The 25,293-nt window shown below is 42.4% G+C and carries 23 protein-coding genes; 14 read left to right on the top strand and 9 right to left on the bottom strand.

The window, feature by feature from the left end; all coding sequences use genetic code 11:
• A partial coding sequence (locus ABWY16_RS11595; RefSeq protein WP_353904808.1) for a serine hydrolase domain-containing protein occupies window positions 1–1,067 on the bottom strand: 1,067 nt, incomplete at its 3' end.
• 139 nt (window positions 1,068–1,206) lie between these two features.
• Between ABWY16_RS11595 and fumC the strand changes: the two genes are divergently transcribed.
• The 5 genes from fumC to ABWY16_RS11570 all read left to right on the top strand — a co-directional run bounded on the left by fumC (window position 1,207) and on the right by ABWY16_RS11570 (window position 4,885).
• On the top strand, window positions 1,207–2,604 hold the full coding sequence (gene fumC, locus ABWY16_RS11590; protein WP_142529327.1) for a class II fumarate hydratase: 1,398 nt from the start codon (window positions 1,207–1,209) through the stop codon (window positions 2,602–2,604).
• 1 nt (window position 2,605) lies between these two features.
• Window positions 2,606–3,103 carry a fumarate hydratase gene (locus tag ABWY16_RS11585; protein WP_353904807.1) on the top strand — a complete coding sequence of 166 codons (498 nt, stop codon included), beginning with the start codon at window positions 2,606–2,608 and terminating at the stop codon, window positions 3,101–3,103.
• A 9-nt stretch (window positions 3,104–3,112) separates the two neighbouring features.
• Window positions 3,113–3,913, top strand: a complete 801-nt coding sequence (locus ABWY16_RS11580) for a S1/P1 nuclease (RefSeq protein WP_353904806.1) — start codon at window positions 3,113–3,115, stop codon at window positions 3,911–3,913.
• Window position 3,914: 1 nt separating this feature from the next.
• A complete protein-coding gene (locus ABWY16_RS11575) occupies window positions 3,915–4,364 on the top strand; it encodes a low molecular weight protein-tyrosine-phosphatase (RefSeq protein ID WP_502930996.1) in 450 nt (149 codons plus the stop codon).
• A gap of 65 nt (window positions 4,365–4,429) precedes the next feature.
• Window positions 4,430–4,885: a ferritin-like domain-containing protein gene (locus ABWY16_RS11570; RefSeq protein ID WP_353904804.1), complete on the top strand. Its 456-nt coding sequence runs from the start codon at window positions 4,430–4,432 to the stop codon at window positions 4,883–4,885.
• Between the two features lie 57 nt (window positions 4,886–4,942).
• Here the strand turns inward: ABWY16_RS11570 and cphA are convergent, their stop codons facing one another.
• A complete protein-coding gene (cphA, locus tag ABWY16_RS11565; protein ID WP_353904803.1) occupies window positions 4,943–7,570 on the bottom strand; it encodes a cyanophycin synthetase in 2,628 nt (875 codons plus the stop codon).
• Between the two features lie 355 nt (window positions 7,571–7,925).
• Between cphA and ABWY16_RS11560 the strand changes: the two genes are divergently transcribed.
• The 4 genes from ABWY16_RS11560 (at window position 7,926) to ABWY16_RS11545 (ending at window position 12,714) form a co-directional block, all read left to right on the top strand.
• Window positions 7,926–8,801: a cyanophycinase gene (locus ABWY16_RS11560; RefSeq protein ID WP_353904802.1), complete on the top strand. Its 876-nt coding sequence runs from the start codon at window positions 7,926–7,928 to the stop codon at window positions 8,799–8,801.
• A gap of 4 nt (window positions 8,802–8,805) precedes the next feature.
• The gene (locus ABWY16_RS11555) at window positions 8,806–9,648 is read left to right on the top strand and encodes an isoaspartyl peptidase/L-asparaginase (protein ID WP_353904801.1); all 843 of its coding nucleotides are present in this window, start codon (window positions 8,806–8,808) and stop codon (window positions 9,646–9,648) included.
• Window positions 9,649–9,686: 38 nt separating this feature from the next.
• Entirely contained in the window at window positions 9,687–10,364 is a 678-nt protein-coding gene (locus tag ABWY16_RS11550; protein WP_353904800.1) for a hypothetical protein, read from the top strand.
• Between the two features lie 220 nt (window positions 10,365–10,584).
• Window positions 10,585–12,714 carry a carboxy terminal-processing peptidase gene (locus tag ABWY16_RS11545; RefSeq protein WP_353904799.1) on the top strand — a complete coding sequence of 710 codons (2,130 nt, stop codon included), beginning with the start codon at window positions 10,585–10,587 and terminating at the stop codon, window positions 12,712–12,714.
• 137 nt (window positions 12,715–12,851) lie between these two features.
• On the opposite strand, the gene ABWY16_RS11540 is transcribed toward ABWY16_RS11545, so the two are convergent.
• Entirely contained in the window at window positions 12,852–13,778 is a 927-nt protein-coding gene (locus ABWY16_RS11540) for an SPFH domain-containing protein (RefSeq protein ID WP_353904798.1), read from the bottom strand.
• Window positions 13,779–13,900: 122 nt separating this feature from the next.
• Between ABWY16_RS11540 and ABWY16_RS11535 the strand changes: the two genes are divergently transcribed.
• Window positions 13,901–14,086 (top strand): hypothetical protein, encoded by a 186-nt coding sequence (locus ABWY16_RS11535; protein WP_353904797.1) that lies wholly within the window; start codon window positions 13,901–13,903, stop codon window positions 14,084–14,086.
• Here ABWY16_RS11535 and ABWY16_RS11530 read toward each other — a convergent pair.
• Both ABWY16_RS11530 and ABWY16_RS11525 read right to left on the bottom strand, forming a co-directional pair.
• Window positions 14,083–15,213: a CapA family protein gene (locus ABWY16_RS11530; RefSeq protein ID WP_353904796.1), complete on the bottom strand. Its 1,131-nt coding sequence runs from the start codon at window positions 15,211–15,213 to the stop codon at window positions 14,083–14,085. The genes ABWY16_RS11535 and ABWY16_RS11530 overlap by 4 nt on opposite strands.
• Before the next feature lie 78 nt (window positions 15,214–15,291).
• Window positions 15,292–15,843: a C40 family peptidase gene (locus tag ABWY16_RS11525; protein ID WP_353904795.1), complete on the bottom strand. Its 552-nt coding sequence runs from the start codon at window positions 15,841–15,843 to the stop codon at window positions 15,292–15,294.
• 234 nt (window positions 15,844–16,077) lie between these two features.
• Here ABWY16_RS11525 and pdhA point away from each other — a divergent pair, with 234 nt between their 5' ends.
• The 3 genes from pdhA to hisS all read left to right on the top strand — a co-directional run bounded on the left by pdhA (window position 16,078) and on the right by hisS (window position 20,228).
• A complete protein-coding gene (gene pdhA / locus ABWY16_RS11520; protein ID WP_353904794.1) occupies window positions 16,078–17,073 on the top strand; it encodes a pyruvate dehydrogenase (acetyl-transferring) E1 component subunit alpha in 996 nt (331 codons plus the stop codon).
• A 29-nt stretch (window positions 17,074–17,102) separates the two neighbouring features.
• Complete coding sequence (locus ABWY16_RS11515) at window positions 17,103–18,764, top strand: pyruvate dehydrogenase complex dihydrolipoamide acetyltransferase (protein ID WP_353904793.1); 1,662 nt, start codon at window positions 17,103–17,105, stop codon at window positions 18,762–18,764.
• A gap of 72 nt (window positions 18,765–18,836) precedes the next feature.
• Complete coding sequence (gene hisS / locus ABWY16_RS11510; RefSeq protein WP_353904792.1) at window positions 18,837–20,228, top strand: histidine--tRNA ligase; 1,392 nt, start codon at window positions 18,837–18,839, stop codon at window positions 20,226–20,228.
• Between the two features lie 26 nt (window positions 20,229–20,254).
• On the opposite strand, the gene ABWY16_RS11505 is transcribed toward hisS, so the two are convergent.
• On the bottom strand, window positions 20,255–21,022 hold the full coding sequence (locus ABWY16_RS11505) for a dienelactone hydrolase family protein (RefSeq protein ID WP_353904791.1): 768 nt from the start codon (window positions 21,020–21,022) through the stop codon (window positions 20,255–20,257).
• A gap of 133 nt (window positions 21,023–21,155) precedes the next feature.
• Between ABWY16_RS11505 and ku the strand changes: the two genes are divergently transcribed.
• Entirely contained in the window at window positions 21,156–21,926 is a 771-nt protein-coding gene (gene ku, locus ABWY16_RS11500) for a non-homologous end joining protein Ku (RefSeq protein WP_353904790.1), read from the top strand.
• Here ku and ABWY16_RS11495 read toward each other — a convergent pair.
• From ABWY16_RS11495 to ABWY16_RS11485, 3 genes are all read right to left on the bottom strand, one after another.
• Window positions 21,923–22,315: a response regulator transcription factor gene (locus tag ABWY16_RS11495; protein ID WP_353904789.1), complete on the bottom strand. Its 393-nt coding sequence runs from the start codon at window positions 22,313–22,315 to the stop codon at window positions 21,923–21,925. The genes ku and ABWY16_RS11495 overlap by 4 nt on opposite strands.
• Window positions 22,316–22,546: 231 nt before the next feature.
• Window positions 22,547–23,992 (bottom strand): SDR family oxidoreductase, encoded by a 1,446-nt coding sequence (locus tag ABWY16_RS11490; RefSeq protein WP_353904788.1) that lies wholly within the window; start codon window positions 23,990–23,992, stop codon window positions 22,547–22,549.
• Window positions 23,989–25,290 carry an ABC1 kinase family protein gene (locus tag ABWY16_RS11485; protein ID WP_353904787.1) on the bottom strand — a complete coding sequence of 434 codons (1,302 nt, stop codon included), beginning with the start codon at window positions 25,288–25,290 and terminating at the stop codon, window positions 23,989–23,991. Before ABWY16_RS11485 ends, ABWY16_RS11490 begins: the two co-directional genes overlap by 4 nt.
• Between the last annotated feature and the right edge of the window lie 3 nt (window positions 25,291–25,293).

The following is a 25,293-nucleotide window of genomic DNA, read 5'->3' as shown; positions in this document are numbered from 1 at the left end:
TTTTTATCAAGATCACGCACATAAATGTGGCGGAAACCATGCCACCAGCCAGTGTGGTATACTACTTTACGTCCTTTGTCCCCATCAAACATTCTCCATCCGTAACCATAGTTAAAGTGGCCGTTTACTGGTTTATTGTGACCTGTGTAAGCGGAGTCAAGACTGGCTTTTTTCAGCAGTCTGCCTTGTTTCAATGCGTTGTCATACAATACCAGGTCATGAACCGTACTGTAAACCCCTTTATCACCCACCGGGCCGTCAAGGAAATTTTGTACTACAGAATATCTCCAGGTACGGTCATGCCCAACCACATCAACAGGGATCTTTGGATAAACCGTAGTTGAGTACACATGGGTATGTTTCATGCCTGCCGGTTTAAACACATTGGCCATCATATAATCTGCATATTTCTTGCCTGTTACCTTCTCAATGATTGCGCCCAGCACCATGAAGTTGGAGTTATTATAATGGAACCTGGTGTCAGGTGCAGCATAACGTCCAGGCTTGTACTGCGCGATAAGGTCCATCACATCCGTATTACTCATTGGTTTTCGCTTATCTTTCCAGATGCCGTCAGTAAAATACACGTAGTTCATCATCCCGCTGCGGTGAGATAACAACAGCTTTACAGTGATCCCTTCGTAAGGGAAATTAGGGTAGAACTTTTTAACGTTGTCATCCAGTTTAATCTTGCCCTGCTCAACCAGCTGCATGATGGCTACGCCTGTAAAAGTCTTAGTAATAGAGGCCAGTTCAAATTCGGAACTGATCTTCAGACTGTCCCGGTGCAGGTAATCAGCCCAGCCGATGGCTTTTTCATACAGGATCTTGCCGTCTTTTGCAACAAGCATGTTTCCATTGAAGCCGTATTTTTTATGTAGGTTCTGAACAAAATCAGCGATCCATCTGTCGCCTTTGGCCGGATTATAAACAAGAAGGAGACTATCTTTCTTGTCATCATTGACGGTACGGACTTTAGGATCTTCGGTCTTTTTTTCAGCGTGTGAACAAGCATTAAATAGAAAAGTGGCCAGAACAGCCACAGGTAGAATGGTACGGTAGGTCATTGTATGGATAGGTATTTTTTGAAGCCGGAAAAATAAACAATAATTACCCTTTAAACGCAAAAGAGTTTTAAACATTATGATATACGTTACATTCACATATGCATATAAACCTTATTTTTGGTTCAAAATTATAGAACAAATGAATTTTAGAACCGAACACGACACCATGGGCGAAGTGCAGGTGCCTGCCGATAAATACTGGGGAGCACAAACTGAACGTTCACGTAATAATTTTAAAATTGGTCCGGAGGCTTCGATGCCCAAGGAAATTATCCATGCTTTTGGCTACCTGAAAAAAGCAGCAGCACTGGCTAATCAGGAATTAGGTGTATTGACAAGTGAGAAAGCGGCATGGATTGCTTCTGCTTGTGATGAGGTGATCGCCGGTCAGCTGGATGAGCAGTTCCCATTAGTGATCTGGCAAACAGGATCGGGCACGCAGAGCAATATGAATGCAAATGAGGTAATCGCTTACCGCGCGCATGTATTGAACGGCGGCGATCTGGCCGATGAAAAGAAAATCCTTCATCCGAATGATGATGTAAATAAGTCACAATCCTCAAATGATACTTATCCTACAGCGATGCACATAGCGGCATACAAACAGGCTGTGGAGATTACCCTTCCGGGACTGGAGAAACTGCAGCAGACCTTACAGGCCAAAGCTGCTGAATTCAGCGATATCGTGAAAACGGGCAGGACCCACTTCATGGATGCTACCCCATTGACACTGGGCCAGGAATTTGGAGGTTATGCGCAGCAGATCACCAACAGTATCAGGGCAGTGAAAAATGCCTTAGAAATGATTACCGAACTGGCCTTAGGTGGTACAGCAGTAGGAACTGGGCTTAACACTCCAAAAGGATATGATGTATTGGTGGCAGCCAAAATTGCTGAACTTACAGGATTACCTTTTGTAACTGCTCCGAATAAATTTGAAGCGCTGGCGGCACATGATGCAATGGTGGAGCTTTCTGCTGCATACAAACGTACAGCGGTAGCTTTAATGAAAATAGCAAATGACGTGAGAATGTTAAGTTCCGGCCCGCGTTCCGGAATTGGAGAGATTATTATCCCTGACAATGAGCCGGGATCATCGATCATGCCAGGTAAAGTTAATCCTACACAGCCAGAGGCACTGACTATGGTTTGTGCACAGGTAATGGGTAACGACGTAACTGTAGGTATTGGTGGAAGCAACGGCCATTTCGAACTGAATGTTTTTAAACCGGTAATTGCTGCCAATGTATTACAATCAGGAAGATTACTGGGCGATGCATGTGTATCATTCAATGACAACTGTGCTGTTGGTATCCTGCCTAACTTGCCGGAGATCAAAAAACACCTTGAAAATTCGCTGATGCTGGTTACTGCTTTAAATCCGCATATCGGTTATGAAAATGCAGCGAAAATTGCTAAGAAAGCACATAAAGAAAATAAAACACTTCGTGAAGCCGCTGTTGAACTGGGACTGCTTACCAGCGAACAGTTTACCGAATGGGTGAAACCTGAAGATATGGTAGGTAGCTTAAAATAGCATGAATAAATACCATTATCTAATTGCTCTACTTTGTTTGACGGCGTTTCTCAGTTGTGAGAGACGCCCAAACGTGCAGGGTAATGGAGAACTATTTTTACAGGGTGTATGGAACCAGGACAGTGTTGCCAATTCAGAAAAGCTGCTCAATTATACAAAGTACCATATCAAATTCACCTGTGATTCCTTTTATGTAGATCTTACCACACATTCCAGGGTCAATTATTACGAAGATCCATGTTACAATAACGGGGTCTGGAAGGAATATGCAAAAGGAGTTTACCAGGTCAGGAAGGATAGTTTGTTCCTCGAAGGGACGTACACCAAAGATAACTACAAGCAAAAAGTATCAGGATGTTATACAGTAGGCGTCTATAGAAAAGGCTTTATCGTTAAATCTTCAGATGCAAATCACCTGTTTCTGCAGGGGCTCAGCGACCAGCGTGATGTTAACCTGGTGCTTAAACAAAAAATAACCTGTGTACCTCAGGAATTATAAAAAACAAACATGATTTTAGTTCATCAAATAAAAAAGGCCTGTATAGCGATTGCAATTATTGCTTATCTGCCATTAACTGCTGGTGCCTGGGGAATGACAGGACACAGGATCGTAGGGCAGATTGCCGATTTCTATTTAACGGCAAAAGCCCGTAAGGGAGTAGCTCAGGTTCTGGGTACTGAAAGTCCGGCAATGGCAAGTAACTGGCCTGATTTTATCAAATCTGACAGTACTTATAACTATCTTAGCAGCTGGCACTATGTAAATCTTCCCGGCGGACTTGACCAGGAAGGCGTATTTAACTTTCTGGACACGGATAAACAGGTAAATGTTTATAACAAGATCCCTGAAATGATCGCTATCCTCAAAAACAAACAGAAAACTGCAGCAGAAAAGCAGATGGCTATGCGTCTGCTGATCCATTTTCTGGGTGATGTGCACCAGCCGATGCATACAGCCAGAAAAGATGATCTTGGCGGCAATAAAGTAAACCTCAGCTGGTTTGGCCAGCGTTCTAACCTTCACCGTGTCTGGGATGAACAGCTGATCGATTATCAGCAGCTGAGTTACACGGAATATGCTGCAGCGATTAATCACCCAACTAAAGAACAGTTGAATAAATGGCGTCATGATTCCCTTAAAGAAACAGTATATGAGTCGTATCTGGCATGCAATAAAATATATGCAGAGACTAAAGCAGATGATAAGTTAAGTTATCGCTATAATTTTGTATTTGTTGAACTGCTGAATGAACAATTGCTGAAAGGGGGAGTTCGCCTGGCACAAATCCTGAATGATATCTATGGCTAAGATGAAAATCCTGATGGTATGCCTGGGCAATATATGCCGTTCTCCGCTTGCGGAGGGTATTGTGCGGCAACTGGCTGCTGATAATGGGCTGGACTGGGAGATTGCTTCTGCAGGGACAGGAAACTGGCATGTAGGGCAGCCTGCAGACAGTAGAAGTATTGCGGTTGCAAAGAGTTATGGCTACGATATTTCAAAGCAGCGCGCTCAGCATTTCATTTCCCGGATGCTGGAGGAGTATGACCAGATCCTGGTGATGGACAGAAACAATCTTAGGGATGTATTAAAGCTGGCGGCAAATGATGAGCAGCGTAAGAAAGTAAGCTTGTTCCTCACAGAAAACCTGGACGTTACAGACCCTTACTACGATGATCATTTATTTGATCCTGTGTTCCTTACAATCGAAGAAAGAGCCAAAGAACTAATAGAAGAATTAAAGGATAAATTGACTTAATGCAAAATTTATAAAAACATTTTTATAAAACGGGTGTTCTTTCCGTACATCAAAACCTTATAAAAATGGAAAATATTGCAGTAAACCCCGAAACATTAAACGACCTGATCCAAATTAATAACGATAGAATTGCTGGTTATGAAAAAGCAATTGAAGAGCTTTCTCCTGAAGACAGTGATCTGAAAGCATTATTCGTGAAAATGGTTGGTCAGAGTCATAAACATAAACTGGCTTTAGCTACTGCAGTGCAGGGCAGCGGTACAGAACTGGAAACAGGAACAACCAATTCAGGTAAAATTTACCGTGCATGGATGGATGTTAAAGCAATATTCACAGGCCATGACCGTAAGACAGTATTGAACAACTGTGAAGGTGGTGAAGATGCCGCTCAAAAAGCATACAAAATGGCTTTGGAAGAAGAAGGATTGTCAGCAGATACAAGAGCCCTGATCACAGAGCAAAAAGCTGATCTGAGAGTTTCACATGATGAGATTAAAGCATTGAGAGATTCACAGGCGTAGTCTTCTTTCATATATAAAAAAACCGCAGTGGATGTTCCGCTGCGGTTTTTTTTGTTTTTATTTTGAATTATATATCCCGAATTCCTTATCGAGATACTCCGTTACCCTGTCAATGGCATTATCAATGGTATTGCTCAGGATGGTAATGAATGAACCTGATTTGGCAGTTGCTACCAGGAATTGCAGGGCATCCGCACCATCATTATTGATGATGATTTCCATTTTAGGATTTACTTCATGTATCCCGGAAATCAGCAAATCAATAAGTTCCTGCTGCTGTCTGCCACGCAGATATTTCTCCTGACAGATAATGATTTTGTCGAACATCTGTGCCGCGATACGTGCAGTTTCCCTAATATCTTCGTCTCTTCTGTCGCCAGTACCCGATATCACACCTATATGTTCAGTCGCTTCTACAGTTTTCAAGTAGTTTTTAATCCCGTTAAATCCATCAGGATTATGGGCAAAATCTACCAGGATCTTGAATTCTTTAAATTTGAAAACATTCATTCTACCCGGCGTTTGTGCTGCTGAGGGAATAAATGTTTCAAGCGACATACGGATATCCTCGATTTTATAGCCATAAAGGAAGGTAGCCAACGTTGCTGCAAGTACATTCTGGATCATAAAATCTACACTTCCGCCAAATGTGAGCGGGATATGTGTTACTTTCTCTACACGGATCTTCCAGTCACCCTTTTTGATTGTGATATATCCATTCTCATAAATTGCTGCCGTACCGCCTTTTTTGCAATGGTCTGCAATCACAGGATTGTTCTCATCCATACTAAAGTAGGCAACCTTACAGTCTGCATTATGGGCAATCTTCACACAATACTTGTTGTCTGCATTCAGTACTGCCCATCCGTCTCTCTTAACAGCACCAATCACTACGCCTTTTACCCTGGCCAGATCAGATAGATTATGAATATCTGATATGCCAAGGTGATCTTCCTGGATATTGGTAATGATACCGATATCACAACGGTTGAATCCAAGACCTGCCCTCAGGATTCCGCCACGTGCGGTTTCCAGTACTGCAAACTCAACTGTGGGATCTCTTAAGATAAACTCAGTGCTGACAGGACCGGTAGTATCACCCTTCATCAGCAATGTATTCTGAACATATATACCGTCAGAGGTTGTATAACCAACGCGGGTACCGTTGCTTTTCACAATATGGGCAACAAGTCTCGTTGTAGTGGTTTTTCCATTTGTTCCCGTGATTGCGATGATGGGTATCCTGGCAGATTTTCCCGGAGGATATAACATGTCAATCACCGGAGCAGCAACGTTTCTGGGCAATCCTTCACTTGGGGCAAGGTGCATCCGGAACCCCGGAGCGGCATTGACTTCAAGAACTACACCGCCATTTTCTGTAAGCGGCTGGGTGAGGTTTTGCGCCATGACATCGATTCCGCAGATATCCAGCCCGATGATCCTCGAAATACGCTCACTGATGAAAATATTCTGTGGGTGAACAAGATCAGTTACATCGATTGAAGTACCACCCGTGCTGAGGTTAGCTGTAGATTTAAGGTAAACCAGTTCTCCGTTTGGTGCTACTGTTTCGAGTGTATAGTTCTTTTTACTCAGCAAATCCAGTGTATCACGGTCTACGATAATCTCAGTGAGTACATTTTCATGCCCGTATCCACGCCTGGGGTCTTCGTTTTCTTTGTCAATTAATTCCTGTATGGTATTTACCCCGTTTCCGGTGATGTGCGCCGGCACGCGCAATGCTGCGGCTACCATTTTATTGTCAATTACCAGGATCCTGAAATCATAACCGGTAATAAAACTTTCAATAATTATTCTTCTTGAATACTGTTTGGCATATTCAAAAGCAGCTTTTGCGGCTTCCTCTGTTTTAACGTTAATTGTAGCACCCTTACCATGGTTACCGTCAAGAGGCTTAAAGACAAGCGGGAAACCTACCGTTTTGATAGCGTCCTCCAGGTCTTCTATTTCCGAAATAGTCACACCTTTAGCAACCGGAATAGCAGAATCTTTCAGCATGCGCTTGGTTTCATCCTTATTGCCGGCGATGTCTACAGCGATACTGTTTGTTCTCTCTGTCATGGTAGCCCTGAACCTAACCTGGTTTTTGCCGTATCCCAGCTGGATAAGCGAGCTCTTGTTGAGCCTGATCCAGGGTATATCTCTTGCTATGGCTTCATCTACGATTGAGCCAGTGCTTGGGCCAAGCATTTCCGAATGTCTCAGTTCTCTCAAACGCTGGATATCAGCCTCCAGATTATATTCCAGATTGTCAATCAGCGCTTCCGCTATCCTGACGCTGGCTTCGGCTGCATATATACCCGATTTTTCTTCAAGGTAACTGAATACAACATTGTAGATGCCGTCAGTTTTAGTTGTACGCGTTCTTCCAAAACCAGTATCCATTCCTGCAAGCGTCTGGATTTCCAGGGCAATATGTTCTATGACATGTCCCATCCAGGTGCCTTCTTTCACCCGTGAAAAGAAACCGCCGGGTTCACCTTTAGAGCACCTGTGCGAGTATAAACTTGGCAGCATCTTTTCAAGGCGATCGCCAAATCCTTCAATTGAGCTTGTAGGACGTTGTTCCATGTCCTCCAGGTCAAGCCTCATCTGAATTAGTTTCTTTCTGTTGATCGACCAGATATTTGGTCCTCTTAGCACTTGGATGCCGAGTATTTTCATATTTTGTTTATTTGACTTATAGGTTATGAAGCTTGCAGCAGGTTGTACATGAAAAAATAGAAATGTAATGCTGCTGATTTCATGTTTTGTTTATTCTAGTTTTAGGTAATAGAGCCAACACGAGTGTCGTTCCTGCTCCTGGTTAATCCTCAAAATGCTCAGCATAAATTGAGGTTAAATCTAATCAAACAATGTCAATTTATAACGAAAAAAATATTTATGCCTTTTCAACAGAGATAAATGATATTCGCTAAAATTTCATTTTTGCTAATAATTGTGATTTACTGATGAAAATATGGTAATAATTAAAGTTTAGAATATATATTTGAAATTTTAGGATAAGAAAATAAATAAAATGGCTCCAAAAGGGAAATTGATTATTATTGGCGGTGCAATAAATACCGGCAGCTTTACTGAGACCCAATTCGGGCTTCCTCAGAATATGAATTTTTTTGAGAGAGGCATATTAAAACGTATTACTACAGAATCAGTAAAAGATACGGCATCCCGTTTCGAGATCATTACCACTGCATCTCTGGTTCCTGAAAAAGTTGGCGAAGAGTATATCAAGGCTTTTGCCCAGTTGGATGTACACAATGTAGGTGTACTGAATATCAGTAACAGGGAACAGGCAAATGACCTGGCTAATTGTGAACGTGTAAAGGCGGCAGAGGTGTTGGTTTTTACAGGTGGCGATCAGTTGCGTCTGTCCTCTATTTTCGGAGGTACTGCTATACACCAGATCCTGCTCGACAAATATGAGAACGAAGAAATTGTCATTGCCGGAACTTCGGCAGGGGCAGCAGCAAGCTCAAAAAATATGATCTACCAGGGCAATAGTAAAGATGCACTGTTGAAAGGCGAGGTTAAAATCACAGCCGGATTAGGATTTATTGACGGAGTGATCGTGGATACTCATTTTGTACAACGTGGCCGTATCGGCAGGCTGCTTTATGCTACTGCCAGCAGTCCCGGGATACTTGGTATAGGACTCGGTGAAGATACAGGTTTATATATCTCAAACGGGAATATGATGGAAGCCATTGGCTCAGGCATGGTGATCCTGGTTGACGGACGGCATATGAGCGATACCAATCTGACAGATGTAGAGATGGGACAACCCGTTTCTATAAAAAATATGATTGTACATGTGATGTGTGACGGCGATACTTATGATCTTACCGACCATCAGTTAACTATACACCATCCCAAAGTAATCCCCCAATATTAGATCAATGAAGCTGATTATACATGGAGGTTTTTTTAGTGAGTCCGCTACCAACCAGGAAACTAAAAAAGCCAAGCAGGACGCGCTGGCAGAAATCGCTACTGTCTCTTATCAATTTTTGCAATCGCATACGGCTTTGGAGACTGTTGCTTACGCCGTAAGCCTGCTGGAAGATAATCTTCTTTTTAATGCAGGACTGGGCTCGCAAATTCAGAGTGACGGCAAAGTGAGGCTGAGTGCCTCCATTATGGATGGCAAAACGCAAAAATTTGCTGGAGTAATTAATATTCAGGATGTTCAGCATCCAGTACAGCTGGCTTCAGTCTTATTGAAATATGAGGATTCTGTCCTGAGCGGAGAGGGTGCACTGGATTTTGCGAGGAAGAATGATTTTCCTTTCTTCGATCCCATTACCCCTCAGCGCCAGTCGGAATATGAACTGAAGCTCAACCAGCAAAACAATAAAGGAACAGTGGGTTGTGTAGCCCTGGATGCTGCGGGCAATATCGCCGCGGCCACCTCTACGGGCGGCAAAGGCTTCGAAATCCCAGGCCGCGTAAGTGATTCGGCTACTGTAGCCGGAAATTACGCAAGTGCTGCTGCAGGTATTTCCTGTACAGGTGTAGGTGAAGATATTGTCAGTATTGCTTTATCGGCCAGGATCGTTACCCGGGTAACGGATGGATTTATGCTCAAAGATGCCTGTGATAAATCTTTCGCAGAGCTGAAAGCTATAGGTGGCTTCGCCGGGGTAATCGGCATTGCTGCAAATGGCGAGGTTTATCATACAGATTCTCACCCCTACATGGTTTGGGCATCCTTTGACGGTAACTTGCAGGTATTCAACTAAAAAAAAGATATATAATTAAAAAGACATATCTTTGTTACATGTATAAACTATGTTTCGCGTTGATTTGCCTTGTTTTTAGCGCTCCGGCAATCGCACAAACGAATACTTTTACTCAGCAGGACTCTAATTCCGGAGGTGGCTCAATCATTATTGCTACTTCTGGTGCAGAAGAAGCAGAGGGGGATGTTTATTTCGAGGAAGCTGAAAAGAATGAGAAGATGGGCGATCTGAATGATGCGCTGACACTCTTTGGTAAGGCTGCATTCGAATACAATAACTCAGGGAATTATTCGCGTTACGGTATTTCTCTCCTGAGGTTAAGCAACGTTCACTATTTGCTTGAGCATTATACTGAAGCAGAACAGGTCGTGCTAAACGTAGCGCTCAAAACCTATTCACGTTATGGAAACCGCAGCGGACAGATGGCGTCATATAGTCAGCTGGGCAAGATATACCTGGCAGCAAACAAACTGACACAGTCGATGTGGTTTTATACCCAACAGGGGATACTAGCCAGACAGGTCAACAATAATACTTCATATATCGACTCTATCCTGGGATTGGTGCAGGTTAAAATCCGGAAAAAGGAATATACCATGGCTATTAAGGATATCAACAGGGCAGAGGTTTTCGCCAAAAACTCCAGGATCAGTCAGTTTAAAGGGCAAATCAAACAGGCAAGGACAACTATTGCAGAGAAGAAAAGAGTAATGTAAATGAATTAAACGTATTTTTCCTATATTAGGAAATAACTGTTTGTGCCACTCTTAAATACGGTATACAATGGTCAAAGCCATGTATTTACCGCAGATTTAATTATATTTGGGAAAGATTACAGAAAAGAGACAGTATTATACTGTCTCTTTTCTGTTTATTTGAGAAATTGGTATCATATTGGTTCTTACTATAAAAATGGATTTTAAAATATTTAAAGAGATGTTGAAAAGAATATTACTGGTAACCTTCACCGCAGCCATATTAGCTTGTCAGGCTGCTCCAAAACCACAGAGACTGGTTGAAGGAATCCCTAATATTAAGCCTGATGAACAGCAGAGTTTGGTATGTAAGGAAATTGTAGCGCTGATTGAAAATTACAATTATAAAAAGATAACGCTGAATGATTCTATCTCTTCTCTTATCCTGGACAAATATGTAAAGGCCCTCGATCCGTACAGAAGCTATTTCCTGGCTTCTGATATCAAAGATTTTGAGCAATTCAGAACCACGCTGGACGATCAGTTCAGGGCAGGCGACCTGAGTGCTCCCTTTTATATTTTCAACGTTTATTCCAAAAGATATAATGAAACACTTGATTATGCAATCGCACATATCAAGGATAAATATGATTTTAACCAGAATGATACTTACGTCTTCGACCGTGAGAAAATGCCCTGGGTAGCCTCAACTACTGAACTGAACGATATCTGGAAAAAAAGGGTAAAATACGAACTGATCAATTTAAGCATTGCAGGAACTGCAGATACTAAAAATGTAGAAACACTTACAAAAAGATACCAGAACCTTAAATCACAGTCGTCTAAACTGAATAATCAGGATGTGTTCCAGACCATTATGGACGCGTTCACAGAAACAATTGACCCGCATACCAACTATTTCAATCCAACAAATGCACAGCAGTTCAATGAAGAAATGGCCCGTTCTTTTGAAGGAATAGGTGCCCGTCTCAAACTGGAGAATGACGTATTGAAGATTGATGAAGTTATTCCCGGCGGTCCTGCGTTTAAAAGCAAACTGCTGAATGCAGGCGACAGGATCATTGGGGTAGCACAGGCTACAGGAGATTTTGAGGATATTATCGGCTGGAGAATTGAAAGCTCCGTAGCAAAAATCAAAGGTCCAAAAGGCACTAAAGTAAGACTGAAAATCATCCCTGTAGGACATGAAATGTCGTCAAAGCCAGTAATAATAGAGCTGATGAGAGACAAGATTGTGATGGAAGATCAATCGGCCAAAAAAGAAGTTAAAACCATTCAGTCGAATGGAAAGCCCTATAAAATAGGTATTATCACTGTCCCTGGTTTTTATGCTGATTTTAAAGCAGCAAATGCTGGTGACCCTAATTACAAAAGTACAACCCGCGATGTAAGGTTGCTGATTGATACCCTGAAAAACAGAGATAAGGTGGATGCTATTGTGATGGACCTTCGTGCAAACGGTGGTGGTTCACTGGTAGAAGCTATAGACCTGACAGGTCTGTTCATTGACCGCGGACCGGTTGTACAGGTAAAAGACCTGAAAGGTAATGTTGAAGTGAGCGAAGACGAACATCCGGGTGTTGCCTGGGATGGTCCTTTCGGTGTAATGGTAGACAGGCTGAGCGCATCAGCATCTGAGATTTTCTCAGGCGCGATTCAGGATTACGGCAGGGGAATTATTGTAGGTACACAAACATATGGTAAAGGTACTGTACAATCTTCTATCGATCTGAACAAACTTGTTAACCCTTCTATTCTTCAGCGCCTGGCTGCACTGGTTCAGAAAGGACCAAACTCATCAGGCCTGGCAATCAAAGGAGGCAAGGATTCAACCCCTCAACTAGGTCAGATCAACCTGACCATGGCTAAGTTTTATCGTGTAAACGGAAGCAGCACCCAGCATAAAGGTGTAATGCCTGATATCGTGTTGCCTTCTTTCTATCCTATGGATAAAATCGGCGAGGATACAGAAACATCGGCATTGCCATGGGATGAAGTTCAGCGCTCTAATTTTGTTGCTGTTGCAGATCTTACCAGTCTCAAACCTGAACTGGTTAAACGTCACAATGAGAGAATGGAAAAATCCCTTGACTACAAAGGGCTGATTCAGGATATTGAGGACATGAAGAAACGTGATACCGAGACTTCTGTAACACTGAACGAAAACAAGCTGAAAGCAGAAAGAGACAGCCTTGAAGCTAAAAGTTTAGAAAAGATCAACAAGCTGAGGGCATCAAGAGGATTGCCTGCAGTGAAAAAAGGCGATAAGATCAAGAAAGATGAAACTTTTGACTTCGTTGAAGATGAGGCCATGCATGTAATGGCAGATTATATACAACTTAAAAAATAGTCATATACTGCCGATACCTGATCCCGATGGATCTGGTTATCTATCTGGTATAAATAGGAAAAGGGGTGTACTTAATTCAGGCCTTATGCTGCATTTCCGCAGCATAAGGCCTGAATTAAGTACACCCCTTTCTTATATTAAGAATCCTTCGGTTTGGAAAGCTGCATAGACATCATTTCCTTCATCGTTTTATTCATCCCTTCAGTAGAACCGTCCAGGAAGATCACGTTACCGTCGCTGTTCTCAGCGAAGTGTTTGATAGATTCTGTCCACATAGTAAAAAGGATCACAGAGATATCCAAATTGGCTTCTTCCATTTCCTGTGCCGCCTTGGTCATTCCGTGTGCAACTTCTGCACGGAACAATGCAATGCCCTGGCCTCTTAACTGTGCAGCTTCACGTTCAGCAGCAGCAGCAATCTTAATGGCATTCCCATCAGCTTCTGCACCTTTGGTTTTGGTGATTAGTAAGGCCTGGCCTTCATTTTCGGCGGCAGCCTTCAGGTTATTTGAAGCAACTACACGGCTCATCGAGCGCATGATCTCTTCATCAAAAGTAATGTCATTCAGCTGAAGATCCTGCAGGTGATATCCCCAGGACTCCAGAACCTTGTCAATCTCTTCTTTTACGTGCAGCACAATTTCATTCCGCTGGGCAAGCACATTCGCCTGGTTCTGGGTGGCCACATAAGCCCTGATCGAACCCTCAATGGTACGGATGAGTGCCTGCATCAGGTTGGTGGCATCCACGAACTTAAAAGCTACATTCTTAATTGTTTCTTCATCATGATCCAATACCGAATATAATAACATTGCTTTGAAATATACATTTGCCTGATCCTGTGTGACCGCCTGAAAAGATAGCTCTACCGAACGGTTCTGTATAGAGATCCTTGAGTGGATCATCTCTATCAGCGGGATCTTAAAGTTGAGGCCTGGCCCTAGCTGGCGCCTGTACTTGCCGAAGATAGTAACCACTGCTATGGTGCCCTGCTTAACTGTTACAAACGAGCTAAACAATATAACCAGTACTATAAAAAGGAAAATTAATAACCCGTAACCCATAAATTGAGAATTTTAAATTTAAACTTTTTCAAGATACGGAATTTACCAGGGATCATATTACGCCACCTTAAATTAATGAGGCACAGATATTGTAACAAAAGCATTGAATCAAACAAAACACTATGAACGTAAAACGTACTTTCGGAACAATTTTAACAGTATTGGGTATTATCGGTCTGATCTATACAGGCTATGGATTTGTAAAACATGACAATGACACCCGTTCGCTGCTTGTTGCAGGACTGATCGGTGTTGTCTTCTTTTTTTCCGGTATCAGTTTGGTGAAAAACACAAAAGACGAGGCTTAGTCCTTTTTGACTTGTATTTGCTGGCTGGCAAAAGATAACCGGTGTCCGGCAAAATCAGAATCCGTTAAGGAAACGATCTTTTTAAAGGCAGTATGGTTATGATCGATTGTCAGGCCGCTCAGTTTAGTCTGTTTCGTAGAAACCACATCTGCATAAAGAAAGTCTCCGCGGCCATTCAGTTTTATATTCAGCAGTGGTGCAAAACCGTTCGGGCCGTTCAGATTGAACTGCCCGTAGGTACAAAAATTACCGAGGCTGTAGGCGATAAATTTATTCCTATAGACCTCCACAGCTCTGGTCACGTGCGGTCCATGTCCCAAAACCAGGTCGGCACCTGCATCAATTACAGCATGCGAAAAGGCATACACATCACCACGGTTTTCCTGATAAAAGATTTCATTCAGCCTTGGCACATGTTCAAATTTCGCACCCTCGCCACCACCGTGAAAGGATACGATCACAATATCTACCTGTTTTTTCAGAAATGATACCAGTTGCTTTGCACTGTCAATAGCTGTAATCTGTAATGTGAAGTCATTGGGTGAAAATGCACAAAAGCCATATTTTACGCTGTCTTTTTCAAAAATAGTGTAGGGATGGCTGGTCTGGCCGGCATAATTTATTTTCAGCGAATCCAGTAGTTCTGAGGTTCTTTTTCTTCCGGCAAGACCAAAATCGCCAACGTGATTGTTTGCCATGCTCAACAGATTGAAGCCAGCCTTTTTATAGATACCGGCATAATGCTCGGGCATTCTGAAGGCGAAACAACTGTTGCCTGTGGTGTCTTTACATTTTGTTGATTTCCCGCTATCGAGGAAACATCCTTCCAGGTTCGCAAAAACAACATCGCCTTTTAAAAAAGAACTGACATGTTTAAAACTGCCTGCGGCATCATCCGGCGGCAGATCTGCTTTTGACCTGTATGCAGAACCCAGCATAATATCACCTACAGCCACAATCGAGATGGTATCTTTTCTGAATACGGCGGGTGTGTCAGCCTCAGCTGTCTGGCCAATAATAGTTGCACTGCCCGCACAGCTGATCAGGATTAGTGCTGTAGCCATACCCAGAAGGCTTTGTCCTAAAACTTTGATCCGGATGCTGCTGGTTCTTTTATATGCCGTCATGCTGGTGTAGGATTATCAAAAAAAAAGTCCCTCTAAAATAATTAGAAGGACCGTATGATTTAAATGAGAATTTCAATTTTATTCTTCAATGAGTTCTTTCTTCGCAGATTCAATGATACGTCCGCCTCTGTAGAAATGACGTGCATAATAAGGTTCATCAAGATTACTGATCACAACGCCCCTTGAGGAAGATGCATGTGCAAAGCGGTGGTCACCTAAATAAATTCCGATATGTGTAATTCTTGAGCTTTTGATTTTGAAGAAAACTAAATCGCCTTCTTTTAATTCGTCTTTTGGCAGGGGATCAACCATGCTGAAGATGTCTCTTGAATTTCTTAACAGTGTCGTATTAAAAACCTTGTCATAAATCGCTTTAGTAAAGGCAGAACAATCGATTCCTTTTTTGGAGCTGCCTCCGAAGCGGTAAGGAGTTCCGATCCATTCATAAACGAATTTATAAAGCTTAATGTTTGATGTCGCGTCAACCGCAACACCCATTACCTGAGAGAAATATTGTGATGCTAAATTATCAGGATCTTCTAATTTATTGGTTTCTTTTGTTGTTTGTGCATTTAAGGCAGTGATGCTGCACAAGGCAATAAAGGTAGAAAACAAAAACTTTTTTATCATGTTACACTTTTAAGTTTGGGTAAAAACGTACTTGCACTTAAACTTACACCACTGCGGGCTTATTGTCAGGTTTTTCAAAACTATGTATTTTAGATATGTTATCCAAATGTAATTTGTGGAAAAAATCCGTTTGTCACATTAATATGTAAACATGTCGTTCATTTTACACTATTTCTTCGATTTATTGCAATAAAAAAGTAGATTTGCTCTCATAAATAAAATCAATAGCCAAAAATGAGTGCAGTAGAAATTAATAAGGATACCTATCTGAAGTGGTTCGAGTCGATGTTGCTGATGCGTAAATTCGAAGAGAAAACTGGTCAACTTTACGGACAACAAAAAATCCGTGGTTTTTGTCATCTATATATTGGTCAGGAGGCGGTAATCGCCGGGGCAATTTCGGCCCTTCAACCTGGAGATTCTATGATCACCACTTACCGTGATCACGCCCATGCCCTGGCATTGGGAGTGAGCGCTGACAGTATCATGGCCGAGATGTACGGTAAAGCTACGGGCTGTTCTAAAGGTAAAGGTGGTTCAATGCACATGTTTAGCAAAGAACATAATTTTTATGGCGGACACGCAATCGTGGGTGGACAAATTCCATTGGGTGCAGGTATCGCCTTTGCAGAAAAATATAAAGGAACAAGCAATCTGAATGTTTGCTATATGGGTGATGGTGCTGTTCGTCAGGGCGCACTGAATGAAACCTTTAATATGGCGATGTTATGGAAACTTCCTGTAATCTTTGTTTGCGAGAACAATGGTTATGCGATGGGAACTTCTGTAGAGCGTACCACAAACATGACTGAGATATACAAAATCGGTTTAGGTTTCGATATGCCATGTGCTCCTGTTGACGGAATGGATCCTGTTGCTGTTCACAATGCAATGGATGAAGCAGCTCAGCGTGCACGTAATGGTGAAGGACCGACATTCCTGGAAATGAGAACTTACCGTTACCGCGGACACTCAATGTCTGACCCTGCAAAATACCGTACCAAAGACGAGTTAGAAGAATATAAAGCTAAAGATCCTATTGAGCAGGTAAGAGAAGTTATACTGAAAGAAAAGTATGCTGACGAAGCCTGGTTCGAAGAAATCGAAGCTAAAGTGAAAGAGACTGTTGATCACTCTGTTAAATTTGCCGAAGAGTCTCCTTGGCCAGAAGCATCAGAATTATATACTGATGTATACGTACAATCCGACTATCCATATATCCTGGATTAATTTAGAACTCTTTCAATATAAAATATAGAATGGCTGAAGTAGTTAAAATGCCCAAGATGAGCGACACCATGACCGAAGGGGTAATGGCTAAGTGGCACAAAAAAGTTGGCGATAAAGTAAAAAGCGGTGATGTACTTGCTGAAGTGGAAACCGATAAGGCTACCATGGATCTTGAATCTTACTGGGATGGTGTAATGCTGTTCATCGGCGTGGAAGAAGGTAAAGCCGTTCCCGTTGATGCAGTAATTGCCGTTATAGGTAAAGAAGGAGAAGACTATAAAGCTGCTCTGGACGCTGAAGGTGGCGCTGCTCCTGCAAAGGAAGAAGCACCTGCAGAAAAACCTGCTGAAGAAAAAGAAGCACCGAAAGCTGAAGCAGCCGGCGCAGCGTTAACAGACGAAGACCTGGAAAAAGCAGGTGTAACTGTTGTACGTATGCCATTGCTGAGCGATACCATGACTGAAGGCGTAATTGCTGAATGGCATAAAAAAGTAGGTGATAAAGTTAAAAATGATGATATCCTGGCTGACGTAGAAACCGATAAGGCAACTATGGAAGTGATGGGCTATGCAGAAGGAACTCTGCTGCACATTGGTGTAGAAAAAGGTGCTGCTGCAAAAGTAAACGGTATCATTGCGATTGTTGGTCCTGAAGGATTTGACATCAGCGGAATACTTAACCAGGGTGATGCCCCTGCGAAACCGGTAGCTGATAAAACTGCTGACGCTCCTGTAAAAGAAGCTGCTGCTGCACCAGCTGTTGAAGCGAAAGCTGAAGAGCCTGCTGCTGCAACTGACGGCGCACGTTTGAAAGCTTCTCCGCTGGCTAAAAAAATCGCTAAAGATAAAGGAATAGATCTTTCACAGGTTTCAGGTAGTGCTGATGGTGGACGTATCATCAAAAAAGATATTGAAAACTTTAAGCCTGCTGCTGCTCCGGCAAAAGCTGCTGAAGGAACTGCTGCACCTGCAGAGAAAGCTGCCCCAGTGCTGGCTGCTTACTTAGGTGAAGAGAAATTTACAGAGAAACCAGTATCGCAGATGCGTAAAGTAATTGCGAAACGTTTATCTGAAAGTCTGTTTACAGCACCGCATTTCTATCTTACAATGAGTATTGACATGGATGCTGCAATTGCTGCACGTGGCAAAATGAATGAGTTCTCTCCGGTGAAATTGTCATTCAATGACCTGGTTGTAAAAGCGGTTGCCGTTGCCTTAAAACAACACCCTAATGTGAACTCTTCATGGAGAGGTGATGTGATCCGTTACAATGAGCATGTGAATATCGGTGTGGCAATCGCTGTTGAAGACGGCCTGCTTGTTCCTGTAGTTCGTTTTGCTGATGGTAAATCACTGTCACGCATTTCTGCAGAAGTAAAAGACTTTGCACAACGTGCTAAAGCAAAAAAACTTCAGCCATCTGATTGGGAAGGTTCTACATTCACCGTATCTAACTTAGGTATGTTCGGTATTGATGAATTTACTGCAATCATTAACACACCAGATTCCTGTATCCTCGCAATCGGAGGAATATCACAGGTACCTGTTGTTAAAAATGGTGCTGTAGTTCCGGGAAATATTATGAAAGTTACTTTGAGCTGTGATCACCGTACGGTTGACGGTGCTACAGGTGCTGCATTCCTTCAAACATTCAAAGCTTTGATGGAAGAACCAGTTAGATTATTGGTTTAATAAATCTCAAATAATTAAAAAGCTGCTTCGGCAGCTTTTTTTATGCCTTTTAGTTTTTGTACTTTTGCAGCCATGTCGAATATTAAACCCTCCTTAGCTAAAGGAACCCGTGATTTTTCACCGCAGGAAATGGTGAAACGTAATTACATTTTTGATACCATTAAAAAGGTATTTAAGAAATATGGTTACGCTGAGATACAAACTCCTTCAATGGAAAATCTATCTACACTGACAGGTAAGTATGGCGATGAAGGCGACAAACTGATCTTCAAAATCCTGAATTCAGGAGACTATCTTTCAAAAGCAAATGCTGGTCATCTTTCAGAGATGAACTCCAATGCGCTTATCTCTTCGATTAGTGAAAAAGCATTGAGGTATGACCTCACTGTGCCTTTCGCGCGTTACGTAGTGATGCACCAGAATGATATAACATTACCTTTCAAGCGTTTTCAGGTACAGCCGGTATGGCGCGCCGACCGCCCGCAGAAGGGAAGATACAGGGAGTTCTACCAATGTGATGTAGATGTAGTAGGTTCTGAAAGCCTGCTGAACGAGGCGGAGTTCGTGCTGATTTACCAGGAGGCATTGAGTAATCTTGGTATGACCGATTTTACCATCAAGATCAATAACCGTAAGATCCTTTCCGGTATCGCTGAGATTATTGGCAAGCCTGAACTGATTGTGGATATGACTGTAGCTATCGATAAACTGGATAAGATTGGTTTTGAAGGGGTAACCAAAGAACTAATCGGGAGAGGGTTTACAGAACAGGATATTGAGCAACTGAAACCTGTGATCTTACTTCAGGGAACCAATGAAGAAAAGTTGGAAAGTCTAAAAACTGTACTTGCCGCCTCAGCAGTAGGATTGAAAGGGATCGAAGAAATTGAGACCGTATTTTCTTATGTAAAAGGGCTGCTTTCAAACAGTAAGCTCAAAAAGCCAGACCTCGAACTTGACATTACCCTGGCGCGTGGTCTGAACTATTATACCGGATGTATTTATGAAGTCAAAACCAATGAGGCAGCTATGGGCAGTATTGGAGGTGGTGGCCGTTACGATGATCTTACCGGAATGTTTGGATTAAAAGGCCTCACGGGTGTGGGGATCTCTTTTGGTGCCGACAGGATATACGACGTAATGCAGGAACTTAATCTGTTTCCTGAATCTGCCGCTGCCGGAACGAAGGTGCTAATCAGTAATTTCGACAGGGAAGCTGAAATATACGCTCTGCCGCTGTTACAACAACTAAGGCAAGCAGACATAGCTGCTGAACTTTATCCTGCATCAGCGAAGCTAAAAAAGCAAATGAGCTATGCCGATGATAAATCTATACCTTATGTAGTGTTGATTGGGAGTGACGAAATCCAAAGCGGAATACTGACTTTGAAAAATATGCATACCGGCGATCAGGAAAAATTATCAAAAGATGCCATCGTTGCACTATTAAAAGCACAACAATAGCATATCTTATATATTTGAAGTATTAGCTATCTTGCTAATACTTCGTCAAGAAACATCAGCATATGTTTCCAGGATCTTTTATCTGCAAGTTCATTGTAGGCCGCACCCTTTGAGTTGTCATTCCCGGCTTCAGCTTCTGTAAAAGAATGCACTGCATTTGCGTAATAGATCATTTGCCAGTCGGCCTTAGCTGTTCTCATTTCCTTATGAAAAGCCAATATTACCGGAACCGGAGCATAAGGATCATCTGCACCATGCAATACCAGTACCTTAGGCATAATTGGATTAATGGTACGCGTACTATCCCTGTCCAGCCCCCCGTGAAAGGAAACAATACCTTTAACCGGAAAGTTCTCTCTGGCGGTTTCTAAAGCACCAGTACCACCAAAACAATAACCGATCACTACTATCCTGGAGGCATCAGCTCCGGATTTTACCAGTTCCTGCATAGCCAGTTTGATACGCTGCTGATATTCAGTAATATTCTTTTTATAATAACCTGCTTTGATGCCAGCGCTTTTCACATCTGTTGGATAATTGCCTTCACCATAAATATCTGCTATAAAAGCATGGTAGCCCAGTTGTGACAGCTCTGCCGCAACTCTTTTTGAATGTTTATCAATTCCCATCCAGGCAGGCAGGATAAGGATACCGGCTTTTTTCGTGTCACCTTTTGCAGGAGCGATAGAAAATCCGTTTAATTTCTGACTGCCATCCTGATAGGATACAGGTTTCAGTTGCCCATAGGTAATTGATACGATAAGCGTTAACGCCATGGTAAGAAATGTTTTCATGTAATTTTTTTAAGATATAACACAGTTGAATTTGCAATGTTTGGGCGAAAACATGTGGACTATCTGTTTAGCAGGTAATGCACAGCAAACAAAAGATAAACCCTGTTGTTAAAATAGATAAAATCAATTGATTATGAGAACACTCTGGAGAGGATCTATAGGATTTGGACTGGTGAATATCCCTATAAAGCTTTATTCTGCTGTGCAAAGCAGCCATCTCGACCTGGATATGCTGGATAGTAAGGACCATTCCAGGATCAAGTTTAAAAGGGTGAATGAAAGCACCAATAAAGAAGTGCCTTATGATAAAATTGTAAAGGGATACCTGGTTAATAACCAGTACGTGATCCTTGACGAGCACGATTTCGAAGATGCAAGTCCGGAGAAAACCAAAATGATCGAACTGGAGAATTTTGTCAGTATCAATGACATCAATCCTATTTATTATGAGATATCCTATTATGCAGAGCCAGAGAAACAGGGCAAGAAAGCCTATGCTTTACTTTTAAAAGCATTGGTTAAATCCGGTAAAGCCGGGGTGGCCAGGTTTGTCTTTAGAAATACGGAGAATCTGTGCGTCATCCATCCGCTGGGTGATGTGCTTGTGGTTACAAAAATCCGTTTCCAGGAAGAGGTGAGGGAATATGATGAACTCGAAGTTCCTGAAGCCAGCTCAGTAAGTAAAAAAGAACTGGATATGGGCCTTGCCCTGATCAAGCAGTTTACTGCAGAATTTAACATTGAGAGCTTCAAAGATGAATACAGTAAAGATCTGCTGAAGATTATAAAAGCAAAGGCTAAGGGTAAACGCGCTACAGTTAAAAAGCTGAAACCAAGGGAGGAAAGCAGTGACGATCTTTACACTCAACTGATGCAAAGTCTCGATAAGAGAAAGGGCGCTTAATACAGCTTCCCTGCCAGAATTCCTTCAATCCTGTCCAGTAAATCATCAATGTCAAATGGTTTTGCAAGAAAGCCATTTGGCTTAAATTCTCCGTGCTGTACGTTTTCAGCAGTATATCTCGCAGAAATCATCAGTACCGGAATATCTGCGGTGCTGGCTTCAGATCGTAAAGCCTTTAACAGATCGCGGCCATCGCCATCCGGAAGCATAATATCAAGAATAATCAGATCAGGTTTAAACTGTTCAATATGGAGCATCATATCTGCACTCTTGTTTAAACCTGTCACTTTATAAGATTCGCTTTGCAGGATTAAAGTAATCACGTCCAGAATGGCATGATTATCTTCAATTACAAGTACATTTTTACAGGATGGTGGAAGTATGTCCAAAGCATTAATAATTTGTACAAATATATTTATCTATATGGATTATGTTCACTCATTTAAAAACTTTTATGAACAAAAGACTTTTACAGGACAAATATGCAGGTTTAAGAACGAAAATTCCACTAATAGGTGTGAATTAAATATTGATGCCAATCAAACCTTTTTACTTTACTGATGTCTTATGTATAAGTTTTTAGGTTAGAAAGGGGTATAGTTGTGGCGACTATACTCCTTTTATTTTGGCTGGTACGTGGTAATCTTTTTTGCCATACCCTTAAAGAGCACCAGATGGAAAGGAAACATGGAATACCAGTAGAGCCTTCCCCATAATCCTGATGGCCTGAATGTTGCTATCTGTGACAGGTAAGGCTTGCCGTGAAAATCGACAATCTTGAATTCAAGCCACGCTTCCCCGGGAACTTTCATTTCAGCATACAACAGTAACCTCGTATTTTTCTTATCAGCCAAAAGCACTCTCCAAAAATCCAGTACATCACCGGCCTGCAGTGTAATATTGCTGGTGCGTCCCCTTCTGGTTCCTACACCACCAAACATTTTATCCAGAAAGCCCCGCAGGTTCCAGAGCCAGTCCAGATAATACCAGCCCCTGCTGCCTCCGATGCCCCATATGTTCTCAAATACCTCCTCCGCCTTTCTTTCAAATGGCATCTTTACCTTGTATTGCAATGTTCCTTTTTGAGGTACTTTTACCTGGTCCATAAAAGAAGTGTCCAGGTAACCCCGGTTAAGCGCATCTTTCCAGCTGGAAACAATAGAATGCTGCTCAATTTTTTCAAAGGCAAGCTTGAGGGTTTCCATATAGCTGAAGCATGTTCTCGGGACCACTTCATTGATATGATTATCCTTGCATACCACTTCGTTTTTCATGCTGTCTACCAGGCTCCGGGCCAGCGAATATGGCACCGTAGTTACCAGGTTTAGCCAGAGGGATGATAATTTTGGAGTCAGAACAGGTACAGTGAAAATCCAGCGTTTTAATCCCCGGGAGCGTGCATACTGGAGCATCATCTCCTTATAGGTAAGAATATCTGGTCCACCGATGTCGAAGGTCTCATTAAAGGCTTTTTCATTCATGAGGATACCACTCAGATAACCCAGCACATCGCGTATTCCAATAGGCTGGCATCTGGTGTTTACCCATTTGGGTGCAACCATTACCGGCAGCTTTTCCGTCAGGTCGCGGATGATCTCAAAGGAAGCGCTTCCGGATCCGATAATGATCGCTGCGCGTAAGATGGTGTAGGCTATTCCTGATTTCTTCAGTTCTTTTTCTACGGCTAACCGCGAAGTAAGATGCTTGGAAAGATCTTCATCATTGACAATTCCCGTCAGGTAAATGATCTGTTTGCAGGATGTTTTCTGGATGGCCTTCACAAAATGCATTGCCGATTCAAACTCCTGTTCAGAAAATTCGCTTCCTCCGGATGACATAGAATGCACCAGGTAATAGGCGGCTTCGATATCTGCCGGGATATTTTCCAGTGTTTCCGGTTTAAGCAGGTCACCTGTGATAATCCTGACCTTATCCCCAAAATCCGACTCCTCCGCAAAACGGCGCTTATCGCGCACCATACACACTACATCATGTCCCTGTTCCAGCAGAACGGGCAAAAGACGTGTTCCGATATAGCCGTTAGCACCGGTCAGCAGGATCTTCATGCAACATGGGGTTTAAAGGTGTCAGTCTTAACTACAGCTTTCAGTTCCTGTAATATAGTATATAATCCAAAGTTAGTTCTGTTCACATAAATGAAGTGTTTTACACCGCGTGCCTGTTTAAACTCAGGCATTTTGGCGATCTTCTCTCCATATGCATACAACTTCGCAAAAAACTCAGGCTCACTAAAATCGAAGGTGTCACTGAGATAGGGTTTCGCAAAAAGCTGGATCATTTCGAGATAGGCCTTGTAATAAAATTCTATCTGTGCTGGTGTATCACTGTCATGGATCATATCCAGTTTCCTGAAGGCTTCAATCGTTTTCTGTTTGTCGTTCACCACATCCGAGGAGATCAGTGAAAAGAAAGGGTCATAAAAATCGGCCGGCATTTCCTTGATACAGCCAAAGTCGATCACCCCAAGTTTCTCGTCGGGGGTAATCATAAAATTACCCGGATGCGGATCTGCATGCACGGCTCTTAGCTCATGCTGCTGGAAATTATAGAAGTCCCACAAGGCCTGGCCAATCTTGTTGCGCAGTTCCTGCGAAGGGTTGGTTTGCAGGAACTCCTTCAAATGAAGGCCCTCAATCCAGTCCATCGTGATAATCCGTTTGCCTGATAATTCAGGATAATAGGTTGGAAAAACTACATTTTGAAGCACTTTGCAGGCCTGTGTAATTTCTATAGATCGCCGTACTTCCAGTTCGTAATCGGTTTCCTCCAGCAGCCTTTCCTCTACCTCTTTGATATAGATGTTCAGTTCCTTCTCGCTCATTCCCAGTAAACGGAAGGCAAAAGGTTTTACCAGTTTCAGGTCCGAAGAAATACTGTCGCCCACACCGGGATACTGGATCTTCACGGCCAGTTTATTACCTTTCAGTTCTGCCTGGTGTACCTGGCCTATAGACGCGGCATTGGTCGAAACGATATTGAATTTATCATAAATCATTTCAGGAGTCCTGCCAAAGTTCTTTGTAAAAGTCCTTACGATCAGCGGACCCGAGAGCGGAGGGGCATTGTATTGCGACTGAGTAAACTTATCAACGTAAGATTTGGGAAGAATATTCTTGTCCATGCTCAGCATCTGCGCGATTTTCAGCGCACTTCCCTTCAGTTCACTCAGGGATTTGTAAATGTCGGTAGCATTATCCTCGTTGAGCTCATCCCTTCCCAGTTCAGGGTTAAATAGTTTTTTAGAGTAATGCTTGATATAATTTCCGCCAATCTGGAAACCTGTTTTTACAAATTTGGCAGAGCGTTCAACTTTGGTGACAGGAATACTGTTCTGTTCGTTCATATG

The sequence above is a fragment of the Pedobacter sp. genome (assembly GCF_040513095.1).
Taxonomy (GTDB): Bacteria; Bacteroidota; Bacteroidia; order Sphingobacteriales; family Sphingobacteriaceae; genus Pedobacter.
The sequence above is the reverse complement of the archived record's forward strand: the minus strand, read 5'-3'. Positions and strand labels throughout refer to the sequence as shown.